The following is a 21,023-nucleotide window of genomic DNA, read 5'->3' as shown; positions in this document are numbered from 1 at the left end:
ATTTATCAGCTTTTCGCTCTATATCGTCTTGATTTATTTGATATCTGTTTACTTTCACTTCTATAATAGATACATGATGGTGATTGAAATCAGAACAAATTTAATATTGATATATGAGAATTACATCAATAAAATAATCGGAGCAGGGTGAAAAGATGATTTTAACAGGTTTTATGGGCAGCGGTAAGACGACGGTTGGTGAACGTCTGGCTCAAAGTACAGGTAAAGAATTCATAGATCTCGACCATTATATTGAAGAAGAGACCGGACAGTCGATCAGCTCGATTTTTGAAGATCAGGGCGAGGACGGATTCAGACAGATTGAAAAGGAAGCTTTGAAAAAAGTGATCGGCAATACCGATGCCGTCATATCAACAGGCGGCGGCATCATTACATATGAAGAGTCAAGGGACCTTCTTAAAGGTAATAAAAACCATAATGTATATTTCCTCTCGGCACCGTTCGATCTATTGTATGAGCGTGTTAAAAATGATGAGGGACGGCCAATGCTGAAAAATGGCTATGATGCGACGAGGGAATTATATGAATCGAGACTGCAATTTTATGAAGTAACGTCTCACTATCAGGTGGATGCCGCTCTCGAAGTGGCAGAAATAGAAGCTGCAATACTCGAATTGGAAGATCTTGACCTGAGCTTGTGACAATCAGAATGTTAAAGCTTGCCTAACAATTCGACTTATTGATATAATGAGGTTGTATAGTTGGAACAGCAACATTTCGCGTACGATCAATACTGGAGAGCACGTTGAGTCGTCGCCGAAGGAGCAAGCCTTTACAGGTGAATCTCTCAGGCAAAAGAACAGTATTGTGACGCTTTCCTGAAGGTTACTCAACAGGGCAACGGACCAGTTGTTCTGTTTCATTTATTTTAAGGAGGAAAACAGTTTATGGCTGAATTAAAGAAAACACCATTGAATGAATATTATCATGAAAGTGGTGCAAAGCTTGTTGATTTTGGCGGTTGGGAAATGCCGGTACAATTTACGAGTATCAAAGAGGAACACAATGCAGTAAGAGATGATGTAGGAATCTTTGATGTAAGTCACATGGGTGAAATCAAAGTTTCAGGTAAAGAAGCAGTACAGTTTCTAAACCATGTACTTACAAACGACATCACTAAACTCACTGATGTTAAAGCACATTATACTTTCCTGTGTAATGAACAAGGTGGAGTAATCGATGATTTAGTTGCTTATAAATTAGATGAAGATGAGTACATTCTTGTGGTGAATGCGGGCAATACTGATAAGGACTTTGAATGGTTGAAATCAATCGAAGGCTTCGATGTAAAAGTTGAGAACGTATCTCCAGATTACGGTCAGATTGCTGTACAGGGGCCGAATGCACGAGAGATGGTTCAAAAGCATGTTGAAGAAGATATCAGCGGTATCAAAATGTTTGAATTCAGACAGGATTTCAAAGTTGATGGCAAAGATGTAATCCTTTCACAAACTGGCTACACGGGTGAAGACGGATTTGAAATATACTGTAAGAGCGAAGATACTTTGGCTCTTTGGAAACTTTTCAAAGAAGAAGGCGCAGTTGAATGTGGTCTTGGCGCACGTGATACTTTAAGACTTGAAGGCGGACTGCCACTTCACGGTCAGGATCTGACTGAAGAAATCACACCGGTTGAAGCAAAAATGGGCTTCGCTGTAAAAGTCGATAAAGGTGATTTCATCGGTAAAGATGTATTACAGAAGCAAAAAGAAGAAGGTGCCAAACGTAAACTTCAAGGCTTTGAAATTACGGGCAAAGGTATCGCACGTACAGGCTATGAAGTATTTGACAAAGAAGGCAACCAGGTTGGTGTAGTGACAAGTGGTACACAGTCACCAGCTACAAAACGTTCAATCGGTTTTGCGATGGTCGATACAGACTTTCATGAACTTGAAAAAGAGTTCATCATCAAAATACGTAACAAAGATGTAGAAGCTAAATTCGTTAAGGCACCATTTCATAAAAACTAATTGAATCAGATATTAAAAAAGCAATTCTCCATTCATTGGAGAATTGCTTTTATTTATTTTTAGACTTGATCTTACCAGTCCACTTACTGATTCCATTTTTCAGCATGTACACATCCGTGTATCCTTTTTTCTTCAACATTTTTGCAGCTCTGATAGAAAGTCTGCCTGTCTGGTCATACAAATAAATCGGCTTATCTTTTCTTAATGAGCCCATCTTAATCGACAGATTCATCATAGGGATGTTCCTTGCTCCCAGTATATGACCATGTTCAAACTTTTCCTTTTCACGCAAATCGACCAATTGTACTTTTCTCATGTCTTGTTTAAATTCGTCTTCCGGCAGTGCTTTAACATTTCTCATGTTAAGAAGACCATTTATTAATAATAGAGCAATAAGTACAACGAGTACGATTAATATTATTAACCAAGTATCCAATTTTCGTCCTCCTCATAAATACATCCACACTTAACATTATAATTAACTTTAATATAATTTAAAAGAGGGAAGTGATGGAATAAGTTTCGTAATGGTGACATGGGTGATGATATAAATCAAGTCAATTATCATTTAGAGATTGGATATCTGAATTGAAAAAGCACCCTGCCAGGTGCTTTGAATCATTTCTTTCTATGTTTTCTTCTGGATTTTCTGAGCGCCCGTTTATATTTTCTCTGGCTGGGGGTCTGTATAAAGAAGTAATATATTCCGTATAGAACAGCACCAAGCACCAAAATGAAAATGAGAGAGCTCAGAATCATGTTCATTACCATGTCGAGATTGAATATCAATCCTATGATGGCAACGGCTATAAACAAGTAGAGCAAAAATTTCTTCAAGCTTTATCCCTCCGTAATAATTGGTTGAATGAGTGAATCGCCACTTCCACCTGATCATTCCCAGGGTGCTTTGTCGTCAGGTACTGTAGCCATAACCCCGGGAGTCCCAGCCATTTCAAGACGGGAACGTCTCTCAGTTTGTTTGTCAGCTGCAACACTTCGAAAGATAATCCCAGGACGATCGGTATTAATAATATTCTATTCAGTATACGCACGTAGAACGGTTCCACCGGTACAAACATATAAACTACAAAGCCGACCAGTACTGTAAACAGTATGAATGAGCTGCCGCATCTGTAATGCAGTCTTGAGTGTTCCTGGACATTATTTACCGTGAGTTCTTTATCTGATTCAAATGCGTTGATCACTTTATGTTCTGCCCCGTGATACTGGAACAGTCGTTTAATCATCGGTGTAAAGGATATTGCATAAATATATCCAAGAAGCAGCAGCAACTTGAAAAATGTTTCCAGTGCGACTTGTCCGAAGTGGCCTGTGATGATACCCGAAAACAGTTCTGCCACAAATACAGGAACCAGTGTGAATATAAATTTACCGATAAGAAAAGACAATATACCGACAATTACAGTGGATAACACAATTTTAGCCATGTTCGCAGACTGTTTTTCAGATTCTATATTTATGTCGTCCTCCGGATCTCTTTCATAACGGTCTGTAGCATATTCCATGTGCTTCATACCGAAGATGCTGGATTCAATAATCGCAACATTGCCGCGCAAAATCGGTATTTTCTTCAATTTCTGTACCCAGTTCTTCTGCGGACGTTTCATTTCAAAGTATTCAATTTCATCGTTATTTCTGCGGATTGCAGTGACCATGTCATTTCCGGATTGGAACATTACACCTTCTACGACTGCCTGACCGCCAAACTTTGTTTTTCCCATTTTCTCGCTACTTTCCTTTTTAATAAAATTCACTGATGCTGTTTAAAGATGCAATGCCCTCTTGAACTGTTTCTGTATCATTATTTGCAGCACCCGTTTTTATCTGTTCCAGTGCACCTGACATGTCAGCGTGTGCAACTTCAAGTGAGTTATGCCTTCTCAACAATGTTTCATTCAGTTCAAGGCTGCTGACTTCCGTTTCATAAGTGCTGATGGTTTCATCGATATTTTGAATGATTGAATCGATGTTATCATTCAGGTTATTATAATTTTCAGTACCGCTGTCTTCCTGTATCAGTTCATTGAGTGACTCCAATTCAGCGACCAGCGAGCTTGTGTATTCATCAACTGTATCTATATAGAGCTGGACATTGTCGTCGTTCTGTGATGTCTCAGCCTGGGATATTTCAGTCTCCAGCGTTTCCAGCTTTACTGAGTTTCTTTCAAGTTTGACTGTTTCTGTCTGAAGCAGGTTTTCCAGCTCTTCTTTCTCTGCTTCTGCCGATGACAGCTGTTCTTCTGCTGAAGGGCTGCCGCATGAAGCGAGAACGAGAATAATTGTGAATAAAAAGATTGATTTTTTCATACTTTATCTCCCTAACATCATTTTATTATTTTAACATGTTATGTCATACTTATAAATGAAAAAGAATATTTGAAACTACAAAATCTATTTTGAGGTGAAAAGATGATTAAATACGAAAAAGTACATGATTTGATTAAGAGAGAAAAACTGGATGCGCTGCTTGTAATGAGCCCGTACAACAGAAGATACCTTTCTAATTTCACAGGTTCCAGCGGCGCGGTCATCATAACTGAAAATGAAAAATATTTAATATCGGATTTCAGATATAATGCCCAGGCTCAAAATGAGGCTGAAGACTTTGAATTTGTATTGCAGCAAAAAGGTCTGATAGATTTCATCATCAAATTTCTAAAAGAAAAAAATCTTAAAACTGTCGGTTTTGAAGGCGCGCATGTAAACTTCAATACATACAAGGCATTTGCTGAAAACTTCGAACTCATCCCACTGACAAATGAAGTTGAGAAAATAAGAATGTTTAAAACAACTGATGAATTGGAATTGATTAAGAAGGCATGTGAAATTGCCGATGAATCCTATGAGTATATTTTAAAGTATGTTCAACCGGGTATTAGTGAGATGCAGGTAAAGAATGAACTTGAAGGTTACATGACCAAATTGGGAGCAAGCGGTGCGAGTTTTGACACGATTGTTGCGAGCGGTTACCGCGGTGCATTGCCACACGGCGTTGCTTCGGATAAAATAATAGAAGTCGGCGATATGGTCACTTTGGATTTCGGTGCATACTACAAAGGATACGCCTCTGATATCACCCGTTCTTTCGGTGTGGGCGAGGTTTCCGATGAAATGGAAAAAATATATGATATAGTACTCGAATCACAGCTGAAGTCGCTGGATGATATTAAAAATGGAATGACAGGTTCAGAGGCTGATAAAGTTGCGCGTGATATCATCACATCTTATGGTTACGGAGATAATTTCGGACATTCACTCGGTCATGGTTTCGGGCTTGAAGTTCATGAAGGGCCGGCACTTGCCAAAAGCAGTGAAACCATTCTTGAAGAAAACATGTGCGTTACGATCGAACCGGGTATATATGTCGACGATGTAGGCGGAGTCAGAATAGAAGATGACTGTCTGGTAACGGGTAAAGGTCTTGAAAAACTGACCCACAGTTCAAAAGATTTATTTATTATATAAACTTGAGGAGGAAGATACAGTGATATCAGTAAATGATTTGAAAACAGGATTAACAATTGAAACAGACGGCAGTATTTGGAGGGTTGTAGATTTCCAGCACGTAAAGCCAGGTAAGGGTGCTGCTTTTGTACGCAGTAAACTTAGAAACTTAAGATCAGGCGCGATTCAGGAAAAAACTTTCAGAGCAGGCGAAAAAGTAGGCAAAGCCCAAATTGATAACAGAAAGATGCAATATTTATATGCGGACGGAAACAGCCATGTATTTATGGATAACAATACTTATGACCAGGTTGAGCTTCAGGCCGACCAATTGGAACATGAGCTGAAGTTTCTACAGGAAAATATGAATGTCAATATCATCATGTATGAAGGTGAAACTCTGGGAGTCCAACTGCCGAAAACGGTTGAACTGAAAGTGACAGAGTCTGAACCGGGCATCAAAGGTGATACTGCAACAGGTGCTACAAAAGAAGCGACACTTGAGACAGGTTTAACGATCCAGGTCCCACTTTTTGTCAACCAGGGTGATGTTTTAGTAATTAATACAGACGAGGGTGCGTACGTATCCAGAGCATAAAAGCAGAGTTTTCTCTGCTTTTATTATTTTTACTTGAATTGGTATGACCACTGAAGTAAAATTATATAAAGAAATTTCCTTAAGGAGTATTGCTATGAATATTGATAATCTTGATAAATTAATTGAACGTATGGAAAAAGCATCTTTGTCGGAACTGTCTTATAAAGACGGTGACGTCGATATCAAATTGAAAAAAGAAGCACCGCGGGAAGTAATGGAAGTACCTGCAAAACAGACTACAAATGTCGCACCGCAGCAAACCAGTCAGGCATCTGAAAGTGAACCGGCTGAAAAAGAAGGCAAGTTGATCAAAGCGCCGATGGTAGGCACTTTTTACAAGGCGCCTTCTCCGGAGTCTGAGCCTTTTATAGCAGTTGGCGACAATGTGTCCAATGACTCAGTAGTGTGTATTTTGGAAGCGATGAAACTATTCAATGAAATCCAGGCTGAAACTTCCGGTGAAATTGTAGAGATTCTTGTTGAAGACGGAGATATGGTTGAATACGATCAGCCATTGTTCAGAGTCCTATGATTAAAAAAGTATTAGTTGCCAATCGTGGCGAAATTGCAGTACGAATCATTCGTGCATGCAGTGAGCTGGGGATTGAATCCGTAAGTATTTATTCTGAAGCAGATAAAGACAGCCTTCACCGGAAACTTGCCACAGAATCGTACTGCATAGGACCAAAGCTGTCGAAAGACAGTTATCTGGATATGATCAGCATCATTACCATCGCCAATAAAACAGGCTGTGATGCGATTCATCCCGGTTACGGTTTCCTTGCTGAAAACAGTGACTTTGCAGAAATGTGCGAAGCATCAAATCTGATATTCATCGGTCCGATGTATGAAACGATTTCGCTCATGGGCGTCAAAGACGTTGCCAAGAACACTATGGAAAAGGCAGGCGTTCCGACGGTACCGGGAAGCGACGGGGTCGTGCAGTCGGTGGAAGATGCAAAAGAGATTGCATCTTCAGTAGGCTATCCGGTCATAATTAAAGCAAGCTACGGCGGCGGCGGTAAAGGTATCCGTGTCGCTCGTAACGAAGAAGAACTCGTCCAGAACTATAAGATGACGGAGCAGGAAGCTGAAAGTGCCTTTGGCAATAAAAGCCTATATATAGAAAAGTATATTGAAAACTTCCGTCATATAGAGATACAGGTGCTCGGTGACTACCACGGAAACGTCGTTCATCTGGGCGAACGCGACTGTACGATACAAAGAAGAATGCAAAAGCTTGTCGAAGAGGCGCCAAGTCCTATTCTTACAGACGCCAAACGGGAAGAGATGGGTGAGACTGCAGTGACGGCAGCAAAAAGCATCGATTATATCGGTGCAGGTACAATCGAGTTCATATATGATCTGAACGATGATAATTTTTATTTTATGGAAATGAATACACGCATACAGGTTGAGCACCCTGTTACCGAATTGATTACCGGGATAGATCTTGTTAAAATGCAGATCAGAATTGCCATGAGAGAGGAAATACCTTTTAAGCAGGAAGAAATCACTTTCCAGGGGCATGCAATCGAATACCGTATTAACGCAGAAAACCCATCTAAAAACTTTATGCCTTCTGCCGGTAAGATAACCAACTTCATCACTCCGGGCGGTTTTGGTGTCAGAATGGATACTGCCTGCTACAGCGGTTATACCATTCCACCGTATTACGACTCCATGATAGCCAAATTGATTATTCACAGCGAATCGCGTGCAGAAGCCGTCAATATTTCAAAACGCGCTCTGGGAGAATTCATAATTGGAGGAATCGATACGACGATACCTTTTCATATGAACCTGTTAAACAATGATGACTTCATCAATAACAATTACAACACAAATTTTTTAGCCTTAAATGATATCATGTTATAATAATATCAAGAGGTGATGACAGTGAAGATTTCAACACAGAATTCCAATTTAGGTGTTATTAATATTTCTCCTGAAGTGATAGAAGTGATAACAAGCATCGCGGTGACAGAAACACCCGGCGTACACAGTTTACAAAACAATTTCGCAAGTGGTAATATAGAAAAGCTTGGAAAAAAATATCGCGGACGCGGTGTGCGTGTTGATATAAAAGACGATGAAGTTATTTTGTCGGCCTACGTAGTATTGAAAGATGGTGTAAATGTTCATAAAGTTGCTGAGAACATCCAGTTTAATGTCAATCAGACTTTACACACCATGTTGGAGCAGCAGGTAAAAGAAATAAATGTTCACATCGTGAATATCATTAAATAAAGATGGAATGGTGTTTTTATGAACAGACATGAGCAGCGTAAAAAAATATTTCAAATACTTTTTCAAATAGATCATGATGCAGTAAAACTCGAAGAAGCTGCATTTTATGATCTGATCAGCGATTATTCTTATATAAAAGATGTTGTCAGCTACTATGGATCGAACAAAGACGATGTTAATGTCCATATTAGCAGATATTTGAAAAACTATACTTTGGAGAGGATTTCCAAAGCTGAAAGAAATGTTTTGAGAATGGCGGTATCCGAACTATTGCTGCAGGAATCGCCTCCAAGAGTAATCATTAATGAAGCGGTAAAGATCATAAAATTATACGGTGACAAAGACAGTTATAAATTTGTGAACGGTGTACTTAAAAACTTTCCTGAATTATTAGAAGAAATGGATGAAAATAGTGATGGAAAACAATAAATATTTATCTGTTAAGGCTTTGACAAAATATTTAAAATATAAATTTGACCAAGACCCGTATTTACGACGGGTCTTTGTTACAGGTGAATTATCAAACGTCAAACTGCATTCAAGCGGACATTTATACTTTGCACTGAAAGACGGCCATTCTGTTATCAGAGGCATCATGTTTAAATCTGCTGCATCAAAGCTGACTTTTGAACCTGTGGAAGGTCAAAAAGTGCTTATATCCGGCCGGGTGAGCATCTTTGAAAACACCGGTCAATATCAGATATATGCAGAAGATATTCAAATAGACGGAATCGGCCAGCTTTTTGAACAACTGGAGAAAGATAAGAAAGAGCTTTCAGGCAAAGGTTATTTCGATCAGGAGCATAAAAAGCCCATCCCGGAGTTTCCGAAAAATATTGTTCTGATCAGTTCGGCCACGAGTGCAGCTGTAAAAGATATGATCACCACGTTCAAAAGACGTTATCCCTTAGTAACGCTTCATGTGCTGAACACACTTATGCAAGGTGCGGAAAGTAAAAACGATGTGATTAATCAGTTGGAATATGCTGACACAATGAAAGCTGATCTGATAATACTTGCACGCGGCGGCGGATCCATTGAAGATTTATGGACATTCAACGAAAAGTCCGTCGCTCTGGCAGTTTTCAATACAAAAACGCCTGTCATAACCGGTGTCGGCCATGAAACCGACACTACTCTGGTGGACTATATTTCAGACTTGAGGGCACCGACGCCGACAGCGGCGGCAGAACTGGCTGTACCTTTCTATCAGGACATCATCCAGCGGCTGAAAGAAAACGAGCTGAAATTTACACGTGATATTATGCAAAATATACGATATAAGAAACAGTCATTGGATGCTCTTGCGGGGTACTATAAATTCAGGACACCATCCTTGCTGTATGATCAGCAGACTGAGCGCCTCATCAATCAAAAAGATAAACTGGTTTCAAATTTCAATAACTCTTTCAAAGAGCATACATATGTATTAAAGCATATTCAATCCAGTTTGAACCACCTGTCTCCCATGCCCGCCATCATTATGTATCAAAATCAGCTTGCAGGCCTTAATGAGAATTTAAATCAATCGATTCATCAGATCAATAAAAACAACAGCAGGAATTTATTGAATAAAATTGAAATGCTGGATTCATTGAGTCCGACTTCTGTATTGAAACGGGGCTATTCGTACACGACAAAAGATGAAAAAGTGATTAAAGATGCAGGGAATATTAAAAAAGATGAACTGATAACAAGCCATTTCCACAGAGGGAATGTAATATCCAAAGTAATAGAGGTGAACAATGATGAGTGAGCAGAAGACTGAATCCTTTGAAGAAAAAATGAATAAGCTGGACAGTATTGTGAAAGAATTGGAAAATGATGATGTATCATTGGAAAAATCCCTTGAACTATATAAAAAGGGTGTCGAACTGTCCCGCGAATGTGAAAAGATACTAAAAGATGCAGAGTTGAAAGTGGAAACTCTGAACAAGGACGGCAATGATGAATAATATTGACTACCATATTAATAAAATTGACGATGTCATCTTGACACACCTTGAGGAAAATCATGTATCGGAGACTATCATGGAAGCGAGTAAGTATTCCATTAAAGCAGGCGGTAAAAGATTTCGCCCATATTTGCTGTTTGCTGTTCTGGATGCCTTTGGCGTACCGCTAGATTCAGGACTGAAGACTGCAGGTGCCATAGAAATGATTCATACATATTCTCTTATACATGATGATCTGCCAGCAATGGATGATGATGACCTGAGAAGAGGGAACCCGACCAACCATAAAATTTTCGGTGAAGCTGCCGCGATTCTGGCGGGAGACAACCTGCTGACGGAAAGTTTCAGCCTCATTGCGAACGATAAAAAATTATCTGCCGGTGATAAATTGGAACTCATACAGATGATTTCAAAATCTGCCGGTCAGAATGGTATGATAGGTGGACAGATGCTGGATATAGAAGCTGAGAACAAAGAGAGTTCGTTTGAAGATCTGGAACAGATTCACAACTATAAGACCGGGAAATTGATCAGTGCGCCTGTAAATGCCGCTGCAATCATTGCTGACGCAGATGAAAAAACAACATTCCATCTATTGAAGTTTGCTGATTATCTGGGCATCATATTCCAGATCAGAGATGATATACTCGATGTCACCGGCGATGTAGAAATTACGGGTAAGAACACCGGCAGTGATGCACGTAAGGATAAAGTCACTTATGTCAGCGCTTTCGGTCTGGAAGGCGCCATGGACCAGATGGACAGAAGGGTGGCCCTTGCCAGAGCGGAGCTGGAAGCCGTGAGTGACATGATCAATACTGATGAATTGAAAAATGTACTTGATAAATTTGCAGTAAGAGACAATTAATTAATGTTGGAACTTATTGTATCTTAGATACTGTTAGTAATGTTATAATTAAAAACAGTAAATTTAAAGGTTGGATGTATTATGAATCTTTTTGAAATAGAAAATCCAAAATTCTTAAAAAAATTAAATGTAAATCAATTGGAATCACTTGCACAGGATGTCAGAGAATTTCTTATCCAGTCTTGTGCCGAGACAGGTGGGCATATAGGTGCAAACCTCGGAGTTGTAGAGCTTTCCATAGCGCTGCACAAACACTTCAATTCACCTGAAGATAAGTTTATTTTTGATGTCGGACATCAGGCGTATATTCATAAAATATTAACTGGCCGTATTGACCAGTTCGATACTCTCAGACAGTATAAAGGTCTGTGCGGTTTTCCAAAACTGAGGGAGTCAGAGCACGATGTGTGGGAAGCCGGCCACTCGAGCACTTCTTTATCTGCAGCGATGGGAATTGCCAAAGCGAGAGATATTAAAGAGGAAAATTATCAGGTCGTCCCTATAATCGGAGATGGTGCACTGACTGGCGGAATGGCTTTGGAAGCACTTAATCATATCGGTTCAGACAAGACGAACATGACAATCATCCTGAATGACAATGAAATGAGCATCGCGCCGAATGTCGGTGCACTGCACAACATGCTCGGCAGAATTAGAACCAATACCAATTACAACAGATTCAAATATGATATTGAAGATGCGATTCAAAAAATGCCGCAGGTCGGCTCAAGGCTGAGAGATATCGCCGACCGTATTAAAGACAGCCTGAAATATCTGGTTGTGGAAGGCGTTTTCTTTGAGGAGCTCGGAATAAAATATATCGGGCCTGTTGACGGTCATGACTTTGAAGACCTTGAACAGGCGATGCAGTCAGCGAAAGACTGTAAAGGACCGGTTGTTGTCCATGTCATTACTAAAAAAGGCAAAGGATACCATCCTGCAGAAGATGATAAGCTTGGCACCTGGCATGGTCTCGGTCCTTATAAGATTGAAACTGGAGAAGTGCTCGGCGGCAAACCGACGGTTTCCTGGAGTGAATTCATGTCTAACTCGGTTCTGGATAAAGCAAAAGATGATAAATCGATTGTCGCGATCACCCCTGCCATGCCTGTCGGGAGCAAGCTGACAAAATTCCAGAACGAACTGCCGGATCAATTTTTTGATGTCGGCATCGCCGAGCAGCATGCTGTCACGATGGCAGCTGGACTGGCCACAAACGGCATGAAACCTTACCTTGCGATATATTCCACCTTTTTACAAAGAGGGTATGATCAGCTGCTGCATGATGTAGACCGTCAAAATCTGAATGTATTCATCGGCATCGACAGAAGTGGACTGGTCGGTGCAGACGGTGAGACCCACCAGGGTGTATTTGACATAAGTTTCATTTCGCCGCTGCCGAATACAACATTGATGATGCCAAGGGACGAATTCGAAGCGGAGCAGATGATCAATCTTGCTTTGAATCATGATGGTCCCATTGCACTGAGATATCCCAGAGGAAATATCAAAGGGGTGGATATGTCTGTTCCAAGGGAACCGTTCAATATAGGCAAATGGGAAACATTACAGGAAGGCTCCGATGTAAATATCATCTCATTCGGACCGACCGTTTCCCTTGCTGAAAAAGCTGCGAATGCGCTTGAACAGGAAGACATTCATGCAGGTGTAGTAAATGCAAGATTCATAAAACCGCTTGATGAAGAGTATCTCCATAAAGTGGGACAGTCAGGCAAACCGCTTGTCATTGTCGAGGAATCAATGCTGACCGGCGGTCTGGGCAGTATGATAGCCACATTCCTCGGTGACAACCATTACACGAACAAGATAAAAAGAATTGGTATAGACAATGAATATATCGAACATGGAGACGTAAACCTGCTGCTTGAAGACATCGGTATCACTGCTGAAAACATCAAAGATCAGGCTGTAAGACTAATGGGAACAAAACATGAAAAAAGTACGTATTGATGAATTTATCGAAGCCAACTTCAACATTGGCACAGTGGATGAAATCCAAAGGATTATAATGGCCGGCAAAGTATTGAACAATAATCAGCCGATTTATAAACCATCCGAAATGATCATTCCGGACAAAGCGGATATCAGGTTTAAAAATATTAAACCATTCGTTTCAAGGGGCGGACTTAAATTAAAGTATGCAATTGACTGTTTTAATATCGTCATGGACAAAAAAGTGATGATTGATATCGGCAGCTCTACCGGCGGCTTTACCGACTGTGCACTGCAGAATGGTGCCTCATTGGTCTATGCGGTGGATGTCGGAATAAACCAGCTCAATTATAAATTGAGAGTCCACCCCGACGTCATCGTAAAAGAGCAGACGAATTTCAAAAGTACGGAAAGAGAAGATTTCAATCCTCCGCCGGAAATAATGACGATTGATGTGTCTTTCACATCAATCGTGCCTATTCTGAGACATATTCGTGAACTGTTTGACCATCCTTTCGAAATTGTTGCACTGATCAAACCTCAATTTGAAAGTTTTCTTGAAGAGAGGGAAGAAAACGGTATAATCACTTCTCCCGACACCCATAAAAACGTCATTGAGCGGGTGATCAAAGAATGCAGACAATTAAATTTCCATCCCGATGCCATCGTCAGGTCAAAAGTGAGGGGCACTAAAGGCAATCAGGAATATTTACTTTATTTAACTCATGATAAAAGTATAAAAAATCATATTACTGATGAAGACATTCAATCTATTTTATAGTTGTATGTCTTTTTTAGTGCACTTTTTTTGTAAGCTGTGATATTATATGTATAAATATACATGCTTTCAATATGGGGGATTACGATGTCAAACAAATCGATCAGACAAATAAAGATCAGAGAAATCATAACGAACAACAAGATTGAAACGCAGGAAGATCTTGTGACCATGCTCAATGACTATAATTTCAATGTGACGCAGGCGACAGTTTCAAGAGATATAAAAGAGCTTCAGCTGATAAAAGTGCCGACACCGACCGGTGCTTATGTATACAGTCTTCCTAAAGATCGCAAGTATCATCCTCTGGAAAAACTTGGCAGGTACCTGATGGATAGTTTCGTCAAGCTGGATTATACTGAAAACCTCCTCGTTTTAAAGACACTTCCCGGCAACGCACAGTCAATCGGTGCAATCATAGACCAGCTGGAGTGGGAAGAGGTCATAGGAACCATTTGCGGCGATGATACATGTTTGTTGATATGCCGGAACGAAGATTCACAAAAAGCAATCAGAGATCGGATATTCAATCTGATCTGATAAATTGGAGTGTTGTAAGTGCTCTTACGTTTAAACATTAAAAACTTTGCAATACTGGAGAATATAGAACTCGATTTTCATAATGGCCTGACTGTAATCTCAGGGGAATCAGGTGCAGGTAAAAGCATGATCATCGAAGCGATAAATTATCTGTATGGCAAAAGGGCTTCACATGATGATATAAGATATAATACCGAAGGTTCAATGATAGAAGGTGTATTTGATTTTCCCGAGACTCCACGGCTCAGTGATTTACTGGAGCGGTTCAACATCGACCAGGACGAACTGTATATCGTCCGCCGTGAAATAATGCAGAACAAAAAAAGCATTATAAAAATTAATAATCGTATGATCACTTTGAGCCAGCTCCGAACAATCATGGATGAAGTAGTGAGTATATTTGCACAGTCCTCCCAGCAGGACGCGCTGGACAAAGGTCAGCATATTCTGTATCTGGATAAATTTCTGGACATTCAGAATGAAGTTATTTTTGACAGTTATCAGAAAGATTATAATGATTATCTGGCCATCACACAAAAGATAGAGGACCTAGAGTACAGGGATCGGAACAGAATTGAGTCGCTGGAACTGTATCAGCATCAGTACCAGGAAATTGACGCACTCGAATTGAAGGACAACGAAGAGAGTGAACTTGAGGAAGAACTGGAATATCTGATGAACTTCGAGAAAGTTTTCGACTCTATGAGATTTATAAAAGATATACTGTCTTCTGAAAGAAGTCCCCAGGGAACACTGTATGATCTGAACCAGCAGCTGGAATCCCTGTCTCAGTATAATTCTGAATTCAAAGAGTACGGTCCGACAATCATGGACAGCTATTTCATCATCCAGGAGCTTGAATCACATATTACATCAAGTATCGCTTCCATGGATTATGATGAGCAGAGACTGAATGATATTCAGACCAGACTGAACAGCATCAACTTTTTAAAGAGAAAGTATAACAAAACCTACGAAGAATTGATTCTGTATCTGGATGAGCTGGACGGCAATATACAGGAGCTCGAAAACATTTCTCATTCATTTGAAAAATTGAATTCAGAAAAAGAAGCATTGCTCGGGAATATGGAGCAGAATGCCAAGGCACTTCATAATTTCAGAAACGAAAGGAAACACTTCCTGGAAAGCAGGATTCAAAAGGAACTGATGGATCTGGAAATGTCCCAGGTTGACTTTGAAATAAGGATCGGGCAGGGGAAGTTTCATCAACTCGGCTACAGTGATATACAGTTCATGATTTCCACGAATAGGGGTGAACCGCTGAAAGAGATGAACAAAGTCGCTTCAGGCGGGGAAATGTCCAGGGTGATGCTTGCCATCAAGTCGATATTTACAGAGTATGACCAGCAGTCCCTGCTCATTTTAGACGAGATTGATACAGGTGTGAGCGGCGGGGTCGCTACCAAAATGGCAGAGAAGATGAAGATACTGTCACGAGGCAGGCAGGTTCTTGTCATCTCACATCTTCCCCAGGCGGCTGCCATATCCGACCGGCATCTGTATATCACCAAAGAAAGTGACAACGGACGGACAATAACAACCACCGAATACCTGACTGATGAAGATCATATTTATGAAATAGCAAGGATGCTGAGCGGTCAGGACGTTACCGAAGCAGCGCTTCTGAACGCACGTTCTTTAATAAAAACAAACACAACTGTCGATTAATCTTTATCAACAGTTGTGTTTTCTTTTTTCCGGAAACGTTCAGCAGCACGTTTGTTCTTTTGTTCACGGTGCAAAATATAACCGCCGATAAACCATATGCCGGCGATGGATAAAACAAGTCCGACAATGAACTGTACTGCAGTCATTGTAAATGGATCGTTGATGACCCCGAACATGCTGTCTCTCATTAATTTTACTCCTACACCTGCAAGCACCGCCGGTATGACCAGTATTAAAAGTGCAATGAATTTCTGCATTCTACTCACCCAATCTTAATGTCCTAGTCATTATACAACGTTCGATTAATTTGTTCAATTCAACAAAAATTCTTAATATTCCACATATCTGCTTTTTTGTGTAATTTCGGGTTTGAGTATGTATAATAAAAATAAAAGGGGGAAAGGAAGTTAATGAAATTCGATGAAATTTTCAGTCAATTAAAAACTGAAATGATTGCGCTTTCAGTCTGTCGTGCAGCATCTGATGATGTGCTTCGGCCTGTGCTGGAGCTTGTGGATTCATATGGAATAACCGCACATCTTGTAGATGACGAAAAAGCGCTGTATGGGCTGATCGAGTCCATAGATGAAAAATATCTGGACCATCCTGATATCACCATACATAATATTGAAAATGATCAGGAAGCAGCCTCATGTGCAGTAAAATTAGCGGCAGATGGCACTTGTAATATATTGATGAAAGGCCTGATACCGACATCGGTCATTTTAAAGGAAGTATTAAATAAGGAACACAGCCTGATTGACAGTGAACTGCTCAGCCATGTTGCTGTTTTTGATCTTCCGAATTACCATAAATCGATATTATTGACAGATGCTGCAATGAACATATCACCGGGGATCGAAGAAAAGAAACAAATCATAAATAATGCAGTTGATTTTGCACACAGTTTAAATATAAAAATGCCTAAAGTAGCTATTCTTTCAGCGATTGAGAAGATTAACCCTAAAATATCAACTACTTTGGAGGCTGAAAGCATAATTAATAGTTATAATAGAGATGATTCACTTATAGATGGGCCGCTACAATATGATCTGGCGATTTCAAAAACCGCCGCTGCGACAAAAGATATCCGGTCCGAAGTCGCAGGTGATGCAGATATTCTCATCGCACCTCAAATTGAAGCCGGAAACATATTGTATAAGTCTCTGGTCTATTCAGCTCGTTCGAGAGTGGCAGCAACGATTCTTGGCGCCAAAGTACCTATAGTTTTAACTTCACGGGCCGACAGTGCAGAAGATAAATATCATTCGATATGTCTGGCGATGAAATCTATATCTTAATTATTCATATATAAGGAGAGTTTTTAAATGATATTCGAAGAAATGGCACATAATGATTATGAACAGCTGGTATTTTGTTATGATGAAGTGAGTGGATTGAAGGCGATTATCTGTATACACGATACAACCCTTGGTCCTGCGCTCGGCGGCGCCAGAATGTGGAATTATGAAACTGAAGAAGAAGCGATTACAGATGTTTTAAGACTGGCAAAGGGAATGACATATAAAAATGCTGCAGCAGGACTGAATCTCGGCGGCGGTAAGACAGTAATCATCGGAGATGCTAAAAAGGATAAATCAGAAGCTTTCTTCAGATCACTTGGGAGATATATAAACAGTCTTGGCGGCCGTTACATCACAGCTGAAGATGTCAACACTACAGTTCAGGACATGGATCTCATTTATCAGGAGACACCTTATGTCTGCGGTATCAGCGAATCCTATGGATCGGGCGGAGACCCAAGCCCCAAAACCGCACTCGGAGTCTATATGGCGATGAAGCGTACAGCCAAAGAAGCTTTCGGTGATGACTCATTAAAAGGAAAGACTGTCGCAGTACAGGGTGTCGGCAATGTAGCCTATACAATGTGCGGACTGCTGCACGAAGAAGGTGCGGAGCTCATAGTTACGGATATCAATCAGGAAGCTGTGGACAGGGCTGTTGAAGATTACGGTGCCACCGCTGTCGGACTGGATGAAATATATGGCGTAGAGGCTGATATTTTTGCACCATGTGCGCTCGGCGGTATTTTAAACGACGATACCATCCCTCAGATGAAAGTGAAAGCGATCTGTGGAAGTGCGAACAACCAGCTTCAGGATGATGTGAAGCACAGTGAAATGCTGGCTGAAAAAGGTATAGTATATGCTCCTGACTATGTGGTCAACAGCGGCGGTGTCGTCAATGTTGCCGATGAACTGGAAGGCTATGATGAAGAAAGGGCCGTTAAAAAGGTCAAAGAAATATACAATCAGATGGATAAAATTTTCACTATAGCGAAAGAAGATGATATTTCTACAGCAGAAGCTGCAGACCGTCTGGCCGAAAGCCGTATCAATCAGATAATGCGTGTGAGAAGCACATTCTCACTGAATGAAAAGAATCAATTCAAAAAAGGATAATAAAAGACTTATGACTTTTAAAATATTAGTATTGAACCTGGGAAGTACATCTACAAAAGTGGCATACTTTGAAAATAAAAAGGAAGTATGCAGTGAAACGCTGAGACACTCAACCTCACAGGTCGGTCTGCCCCTGTTGAAGCAGCTTCCATTCAGATTAAATTCAATCCAGGAATTTTTGGATGAAAATGGTATCGGGCTGGATAATATTGACATCATCAGTGCGAGAGGCGGACTTTTGAAACCTATCGACGGCGGCACGTACGGAGTGAACAGGCTGATGCTCGATGAACTTACCTCTTTTAATAATGGCGAGCACGCTTCGAACCTCAGTGCTGTCATTGCCCATGAACTTGGCAGAGACCATGACATCCAGGCAACGATTACAGATCCGGTGGTTGTTGATGAACTGATTGATGAAGTCCGTATGACCGGCTTAAAGGATATCAGCAGGGTTTCAATATTTCATGCCCTGAATCAGAAGGCCGTTGCCAGAAATTTTGCGAAAAAACTTGGAAAAAATTATACTGATGTCAATGTGATTGTTGTTCATATGGGCGGCGGAATCACTGTCGGCGCTCATGAAAAGGGCAGGGTCATAGATGTAAATGACGGATTGTATGGTGACGGACCGATGAGCCCGACGAGAAGCGGTGCTCTGCCGAATCGTGCATTTGCAAAGTATATTTTTGATAATCAGCTGACTTTGCATGAAATAAATACCATCATCAGCAAGCAGGGCGGATTCATCTCACTCAAAGGTACGGAAGATGCTCTGACAATAGAACGTGAAGCACTTGACGGCGATCAGTACTCACTGGATCTATATCGATCCCTCAGTGTTCAGATTGCCAAGGAAATCGGCTCAAGAGCGACTGTGTTGAAAGGCGATATTGACGGGATTTTATTTACCGGAGGTCTTGCACACAGCAAGTTCCTGATTGATCTGATCAGGCCGTACATTGAGTTTCTTGGAGATGTGGAAGTGTACGCGGGAGAAGAAGAAATGCAGGCACTGGCAGAAGGTGCCTACCGGGTGCTTACCGGTGAAGAGAAACTCAAAGAATATATCTAAGGGGGATAAAAAGATGGCAAATCAATATGATCTGGTCGTTTTAGGCGGCGGAACAGCAGGTTATGTCGCAGCAATCAAGGCCTCTCAACTCGGAATGAAAACCGCAGTTGTTGAAAGCTCCAAACTTGGCGGGACATGCCTGCACAGAGGATGTATCCCGACAAAATCATTTTTGAAATCAGCAGAAGTCGTATCAGTGATGAAGAATGCTTCGGCCTACGGAATTGACAATGAGACGCCGACTTTTGAAATGAAAAATATAGTCGACAGTAAAAATAAAGTGGTCGACCAGATGTATAAAGGAATCCATTATTTAATGAAAAAACACAACATAGATATTTTTGAAGGTCATGGCAGAATTTTAGGACCTTCATTGTTTTCTCCCATGGCGGGTACTGTGGCTGTGGAAGACCCTGATGATGACGAGGCTGAGAGTGAAATTCTGGTAAACCAGAACGTATTGATTTCAACAGGTTCAAAGCCGCGCGAACTGCCATTTCTGCCGTTCGATCATGACCTGGTCCTATCCAGTGATGATATGATGGAACTGGATGATATTCCGCGGCGTATTGCCATTATCGGCGGCGGTGTCATCGGTCTTGAGTTTGCAAGTATGCTGAACGACCTGGGTTCTGATGTGACAGTGCTTGAAGCAGGTGATGATATACTGCCCGATGAAGATAAAGAGGTGAGCAGGACGCTGAAGAAGTCGTTGTCGGGCAGGGGTATTCATTTTGAAACAGGTATCAGTCTTGACGAAAACAGCATCAAAGTTCAGGACGGCTCTGTGAAAGTCAGTCTGGACAGTGAAATGGCATTTGATAAAGTGCTAGTAGCTGTAGGCAGAAGTCCAAACATTGATGATCTCGGATTGACCAACACTAAAATTGAGCTGGACAACGGCTTTATAAAAACAAATGAACATTACCAGACGAAGAACAATCATATTTATGCAGCAGGCGACTGCATAGGGAATCTTCAGCTGGCTCATGTGGCGACTAAAGAAGCGGTCAATGCTGTAACTCATATGGCGGACAGTGACCCTTACCAGCTTGACTACAACCACGTGCCGAGATGCATCTATACTTCTCCGGAAGTGGCATCAATCGGCATGACTGAATTACAGTTGAAGGCGCAGGATATCTCATTCAAATCACATAAAATTCCGTTGAACACGATTGGAAAAGCAGTTATCGAAGGCAATGAAAATGGTTTCGGCAAAATTCTTGTCGACCCGGAGACTAAGGATATACTCGGTGTCAGCCTTGTCGGCCCGAAAGTGACCGAATTGATAAATGAAGTCGCGCTTGCCCAGTTTTTAGATGCCTCAGCATTGGAACTCGGTACAAGTGTTCATGCCCATCCGTCGATATCCGAGATTTTGATGGAACTGGGACTGGATGCTGAAGGAATGGCTATACATGTTTAAGGAGGTAAA

General features: G+C 40.9%; 24 protein-coding genes and 1 riboswitch. Of the genes, 19 read left to right on the top strand and 5 right to left on the bottom strand.

Annotation, left to right across the window (positions count from 1 at the left end; genetic code table 11):
- Positions 1-155 precede the first annotated feature (155 nt).
- Together BLR15_RS04250 and gcvT are read left to right on the top strand one after the other, a co-directional pair.
- Complete coding sequence (locus BLR15_RS04250) at positions 156-662, top strand: shikimate kinase (protein ID WP_092985000.1); 507 nt, start codon at positions 156-158, stop codon at positions 660-662.
- Positions 663-744: 82 nt separating this feature from the next.
- Positions 745-834, top strand: a riboswitch (glycine riboswitch).
- Between the two features lie 74 nt (positions 835-908).
- On the top strand, positions 909-1,991 hold the full coding sequence (gene gcvT, locus BLR15_RS04245; protein ID WP_092984998.1) for a glycine cleavage system aminomethyltransferase GcvT: 1,083 nt from the start codon (positions 909-911) through the stop codon (positions 1,989-1,991).
- Between the two features lie 49 nt (positions 1,992-2,040).
- On the opposite strand, the gene BLR15_RS04240 is transcribed toward gcvT, so the two are convergent.
- The 4 genes from BLR15_RS04240 to BLR15_RS04225 form a co-directional block, all read right to left on the bottom strand.
- Complete coding sequence (locus tag BLR15_RS04240) at positions 2,041-2,427, bottom strand: rhodanese-like domain-containing protein (protein WP_245696580.1); 387 nt, start codon at positions 2,425-2,427, stop codon at positions 2,041-2,043.
- A gap of 182 nt (positions 2,428-2,609) precedes the next feature.
- On the bottom strand, positions 2,610-2,828 hold the full coding sequence (locus BLR15_RS04235) for an SA1362 family protein (RefSeq protein WP_092984996.1): 219 nt from the start codon (positions 2,826-2,828) through the stop codon (positions 2,610-2,612).
- A complete protein-coding gene (locus tag BLR15_RS04230) occupies positions 2,825-3,733 on the bottom strand; it encodes a DUF1385 domain-containing protein (protein WP_092984994.1) in 909 nt (302 codons plus the stop codon). The genes BLR15_RS04235 and BLR15_RS04230 overlap by 4 nt, the downstream gene beginning before the upstream one ends.
- A 19-nt stretch (positions 3,734-3,752) precedes the next feature.
- On the bottom strand, positions 3,753-4,319 hold the full coding sequence (locus BLR15_RS04225; RefSeq protein ID WP_092984992.1) for a membrane lipoprotein lipid attachment site-containing protein: 567 nt from the start codon (positions 4,317-4,319) through the stop codon (positions 3,753-3,755).
- 102 nt (positions 4,320-4,421) lie between these two features.
- On the opposite strand from BLR15_RS04225, the gene BLR15_RS04220 reads away from it, so the two are divergent.
- From BLR15_RS04220 to recN, 13 genes are all read left to right on the top strand, one after another.
- Positions 4,422-5,477 carry a M24 family metallopeptidase gene (locus BLR15_RS04220; RefSeq protein ID WP_092984990.1) on the top strand — a complete coding sequence of 352 codons (1,056 nt, stop codon included), beginning with the start codon at positions 4,422-4,424 and terminating at the stop codon, positions 5,475-5,477.
- A 19-nt stretch (positions 5,478-5,496) separates the two neighbouring features.
- The gene (gene efp / locus BLR15_RS04215; protein WP_092984988.1) at positions 5,497-6,054 is read left to right on the top strand and encodes an elongation factor P; all 558 of its coding nucleotides are present in this window, start codon (positions 5,497-5,499) and stop codon (positions 6,052-6,054) included.
- A gap of 94 nt (positions 6,055-6,148) precedes the next feature.
- Positions 6,149-6,586 (top strand): acetyl-CoA carboxylase biotin carboxyl carrier protein, encoded by a 438-nt coding sequence (gene accB, locus BLR15_RS04210; protein WP_092984986.1) that lies wholly within the window; start codon positions 6,149-6,151, stop codon positions 6,584-6,586.
- Positions 6,586-7,932 (top strand): acetyl-CoA carboxylase biotin carboxylase subunit, encoded by a 1,347-nt coding sequence (accC, locus tag BLR15_RS04205; protein ID WP_092985034.1) that lies wholly within the window; start codon positions 6,586-6,588, stop codon positions 7,930-7,932. The genes accB and accC overlap by 1 nt, the downstream gene beginning before the upstream one ends.
- Positions 7,933-7,953: 21 nt before the next feature.
- A complete protein-coding gene (locus BLR15_RS04200; RefSeq protein ID WP_245696578.1) occupies positions 7,954-8,304 on the top strand; it encodes an Asp23/Gls24 family envelope stress response protein in 351 nt (116 codons plus the stop codon).
- 18 nt (positions 8,305-8,322) lie between these two features.
- Positions 8,323-8,733: a transcription antitermination factor NusB gene (gene nusB / locus BLR15_RS04195; RefSeq protein ID WP_092984982.1), complete on the top strand. Its 411-nt coding sequence runs from the start codon at positions 8,323-8,325 to the stop codon at positions 8,731-8,733.
- The gene (xseA, locus tag BLR15_RS04190) at positions 8,720-10,060 is read left to right on the top strand and encodes an exodeoxyribonuclease VII large subunit (protein ID WP_092984980.1); all 1,341 of its coding nucleotides are present in this window, start codon (positions 8,720-8,722) and stop codon (positions 10,058-10,060) included. The genes nusB and xseA overlap by 14 nt, the downstream gene beginning before the upstream one ends.
- A complete protein-coding gene (gene xseB, locus BLR15_RS04185; protein WP_331465667.1) occupies positions 10,053-10,259 on the top strand; it encodes an exodeoxyribonuclease VII small subunit in 207 nt (68 codons plus the stop codon). The genes xseA and xseB overlap by 8 nt, the downstream gene beginning before the upstream one ends.
- Complete coding sequence (locus BLR15_RS04180) at positions 10,252-11,127, top strand: polyprenyl synthetase family protein (RefSeq protein ID WP_245696575.1); 876 nt, start codon at positions 10,252-10,254, stop codon at positions 11,125-11,127. Before xseB ends, BLR15_RS04180 begins: the two co-directional genes overlap by 8 nt.
- A gap of 81 nt (positions 11,128-11,208) precedes the next feature.
- Complete coding sequence (gene dxs / locus BLR15_RS04175) at positions 11,209-13,098, top strand: 1-deoxy-D-xylulose-5-phosphate synthase (protein WP_092984974.1); 1,890 nt, start codon at positions 11,209-11,211, stop codon at positions 13,096-13,098.
- The gene (locus BLR15_RS04170; protein WP_092984972.1) at positions 13,079-13,861 is read left to right on the top strand and encodes a TlyA family RNA methyltransferase; all 783 of its coding nucleotides are present in this window, start codon (positions 13,079-13,081) and stop codon (positions 13,859-13,861) included. The genes dxs and BLR15_RS04170 overlap by 20 nt, the downstream gene beginning before the upstream one ends.
- An 84-nt stretch (positions 13,862-13,945) precedes the next feature.
- On the top strand, positions 13,946-14,398 hold the full coding sequence (gene ahrC, locus BLR15_RS04165; protein WP_092984970.1) for a transcriptional regulator AhrC/ArgR: 453 nt from the start codon (positions 13,946-13,948) through the stop codon (positions 14,396-14,398).
- 18 nt (positions 14,399-14,416) lie between these two features.
- The gene (gene recN / locus BLR15_RS04160; RefSeq protein ID WP_092984968.1) at positions 14,417-16,087 is read left to right on the top strand and encodes a DNA repair protein RecN; all 1,671 of its coding nucleotides are present in this window, start codon (positions 14,417-14,419) and stop codon (positions 16,085-16,087) included.
- On the opposite strand, the gene BLR15_RS04155 is transcribed toward recN, so the two are convergent.
- Positions 16,084-16,344: a DUF2627 domain-containing protein gene (locus tag BLR15_RS04155; RefSeq protein ID WP_092984966.1), complete on the bottom strand. Its 261-nt coding sequence runs from the start codon at positions 16,342-16,344 to the stop codon at positions 16,084-16,086. The genes recN and BLR15_RS04155 overlap by 4 nt on opposite strands.
- A 153-nt stretch (positions 16,345-16,497) precedes the next feature.
- On the opposite strand from BLR15_RS04155, the gene BLR15_RS04150 reads away from it, so the two are divergent.
- The 4 genes from BLR15_RS04150 to lpdA are packed head-to-tail and all read left to right on the top strand — an operon-like array spanning position 16,498 to position 21,014.
- Positions 16,498-17,388 carry a phosphate acyltransferase gene (locus BLR15_RS04150; RefSeq protein ID WP_092984964.1) on the top strand — a complete coding sequence of 297 codons (891 nt, stop codon included), beginning with the start codon at positions 16,498-16,500 and terminating at the stop codon, positions 17,386-17,388.
- A gap of 27 nt (positions 17,389-17,415) precedes the next feature.
- On the top strand, positions 17,416-18,510 hold the full coding sequence (locus tag BLR15_RS04145; RefSeq protein ID WP_092984962.1) for a Leu/Phe/Val dehydrogenase: 1,095 nt from the start codon (positions 17,416-17,418) through the stop codon (positions 18,508-18,510).
- A 10-nt stretch (positions 18,511-18,520) separates the two neighbouring features.
- Complete coding sequence (gene buk, locus BLR15_RS04140; protein WP_092985032.1) at positions 18,521-19,585, top strand: butyrate kinase; 1,065 nt, start codon at positions 18,521-18,523, stop codon at positions 19,583-19,585.
- Positions 19,586-19,598: 13 nt separating this feature from the next.
- Positions 19,599-21,014 carry a dihydrolipoyl dehydrogenase gene (lpdA, locus tag BLR15_RS04135; protein WP_092984960.1) on the top strand — a complete coding sequence of 472 codons (1,416 nt, stop codon included), beginning with the start codon at positions 19,599-19,601 and terminating at the stop codon, positions 21,012-21,014.
- Positions 21,015-21,023: the final 9 nt, after the last annotated feature.

Source organism: Lacicoccus qingdaonensis (assembly GCF_900101075.1).
In the GTDB taxonomy this organism is placed as follows: Bacteria; Bacillota; Bacilli; order Staphylococcales; family Salinicoccaceae; genus Lacicoccus; species Lacicoccus qingdaonensis.
This window is presented reverse-complemented; position numbering and strand designations above follow the sequence as displayed.

What these genes read in the sequence shown, in the direction of transcription:
- BLR15_RS04250 (WP_092985000.1), top strand. Translation starts at nt 156, where the DNA reads ATGATTTTAACAGGTTTTATGGGCAGCGGTAAGACGACGGTTGGTGAA.
- gcvT (WP_092984998.1), top strand. Translation starts at nt 909, where the DNA reads ATGGCTGAATTAAAGAAAACACCATTGAATGAATATTATCATGAAAGT.
- BLR15_RS04230 (WP_092984994.1), bottom strand. Translation starts at nt 3,733, where the DNA reads ATGGGAAAAACAAAGTTTGGCGGTCAGGCAGTCGTAGAAGGTGTAATG.
- BLR15_RS04225 (WP_092984992.1), bottom strand. Translation starts at nt 4,319, where the DNA reads ATGAAAAAATCAATCTTTTTATTCACAATTATTCTCGTTCTCGCTTCA.
- BLR15_RS04220 (WP_092984990.1), top strand. Translation starts at nt 4,422, where the DNA reads ATGATTAAATACGAAAAAGTACATGATTTGATTAAGAGAGAAAAACTG.
- accB (WP_092984986.1), top strand. Translation starts at nt 6,149, where the DNA reads ATGAATATTGATAATCTTGATAAATTAATTGAACGTATGGAAAAAGCA.
- nusB (WP_092984982.1), top strand. Translation starts at nt 8,323, where the DNA reads ATGAACAGACATGAGCAGCGTAAAAAAATATTTCAAATACTTTTTCAA.
- xseA (WP_092984980.1), top strand. Translation starts at nt 8,720, where the DNA reads ATGGAAAACAATAAATATTTATCTGTTAAGGCTTTGACAAAATATTTA.
- xseB (WP_331465667.1), top strand. Translation starts at nt 10,053, where the DNA reads ATGAGTGAGCAGAAGACTGAATCCTTTGAAGAAAAAATGAATAAGCTG.
- BLR15_RS04180 (WP_245696575.1), top strand. Translation starts at nt 10,252, where the DNA reads ATGAATAATATTGACTACCATATTAATAAAATTGACGATGTCATCTTG.
- dxs (WP_092984974.1), top strand. Translation starts at nt 11,209, where the DNA reads ATGAATCTTTTTGAAATAGAAAATCCAAAATTCTTAAAAAAATTAAAT.
- BLR15_RS04170 (WP_092984972.1), top strand. Translation starts at nt 13,079, where the DNA reads ATGAAAAAAGTACGTATTGATGAATTTATCGAAGCCAACTTCAACATT.
- ahrC (WP_092984970.1), top strand. Translation starts at nt 13,946, where the DNA reads ATGTCAAACAAATCGATCAGACAAATAAAGATCAGAGAAATCATAACG.
- BLR15_RS04155 (WP_092984966.1), bottom strand. Translation starts at nt 16,344, where the DNA reads ATGCAGAAATTCATTGCACTTTTAATACTGGTCATACCGGCGGTGCTT.
- BLR15_RS04150 (WP_092984964.1), top strand. Translation starts at nt 16,498, where the DNA reads ATGAAATTCGATGAAATTTTCAGTCAATTAAAAACTGAAATGATTGCG.
- BLR15_RS04145 (WP_092984962.1), top strand. Translation starts at nt 17,416, where the DNA reads ATGATATTCGAAGAAATGGCACATAATGATTATGAACAGCTGGTATTT.
- buk (WP_092985032.1), top strand. Translation starts at nt 18,521, where the DNA reads ATGACTTTTAAAATATTAGTATTGAACCTGGGAAGTACATCTACAAAA.
- lpdA (WP_092984960.1), top strand. Translation starts at nt 19,599, where the DNA reads ATGGCAAATCAATATGATCTGGTCGTTTTAGGCGGCGGAACAGCAGGT.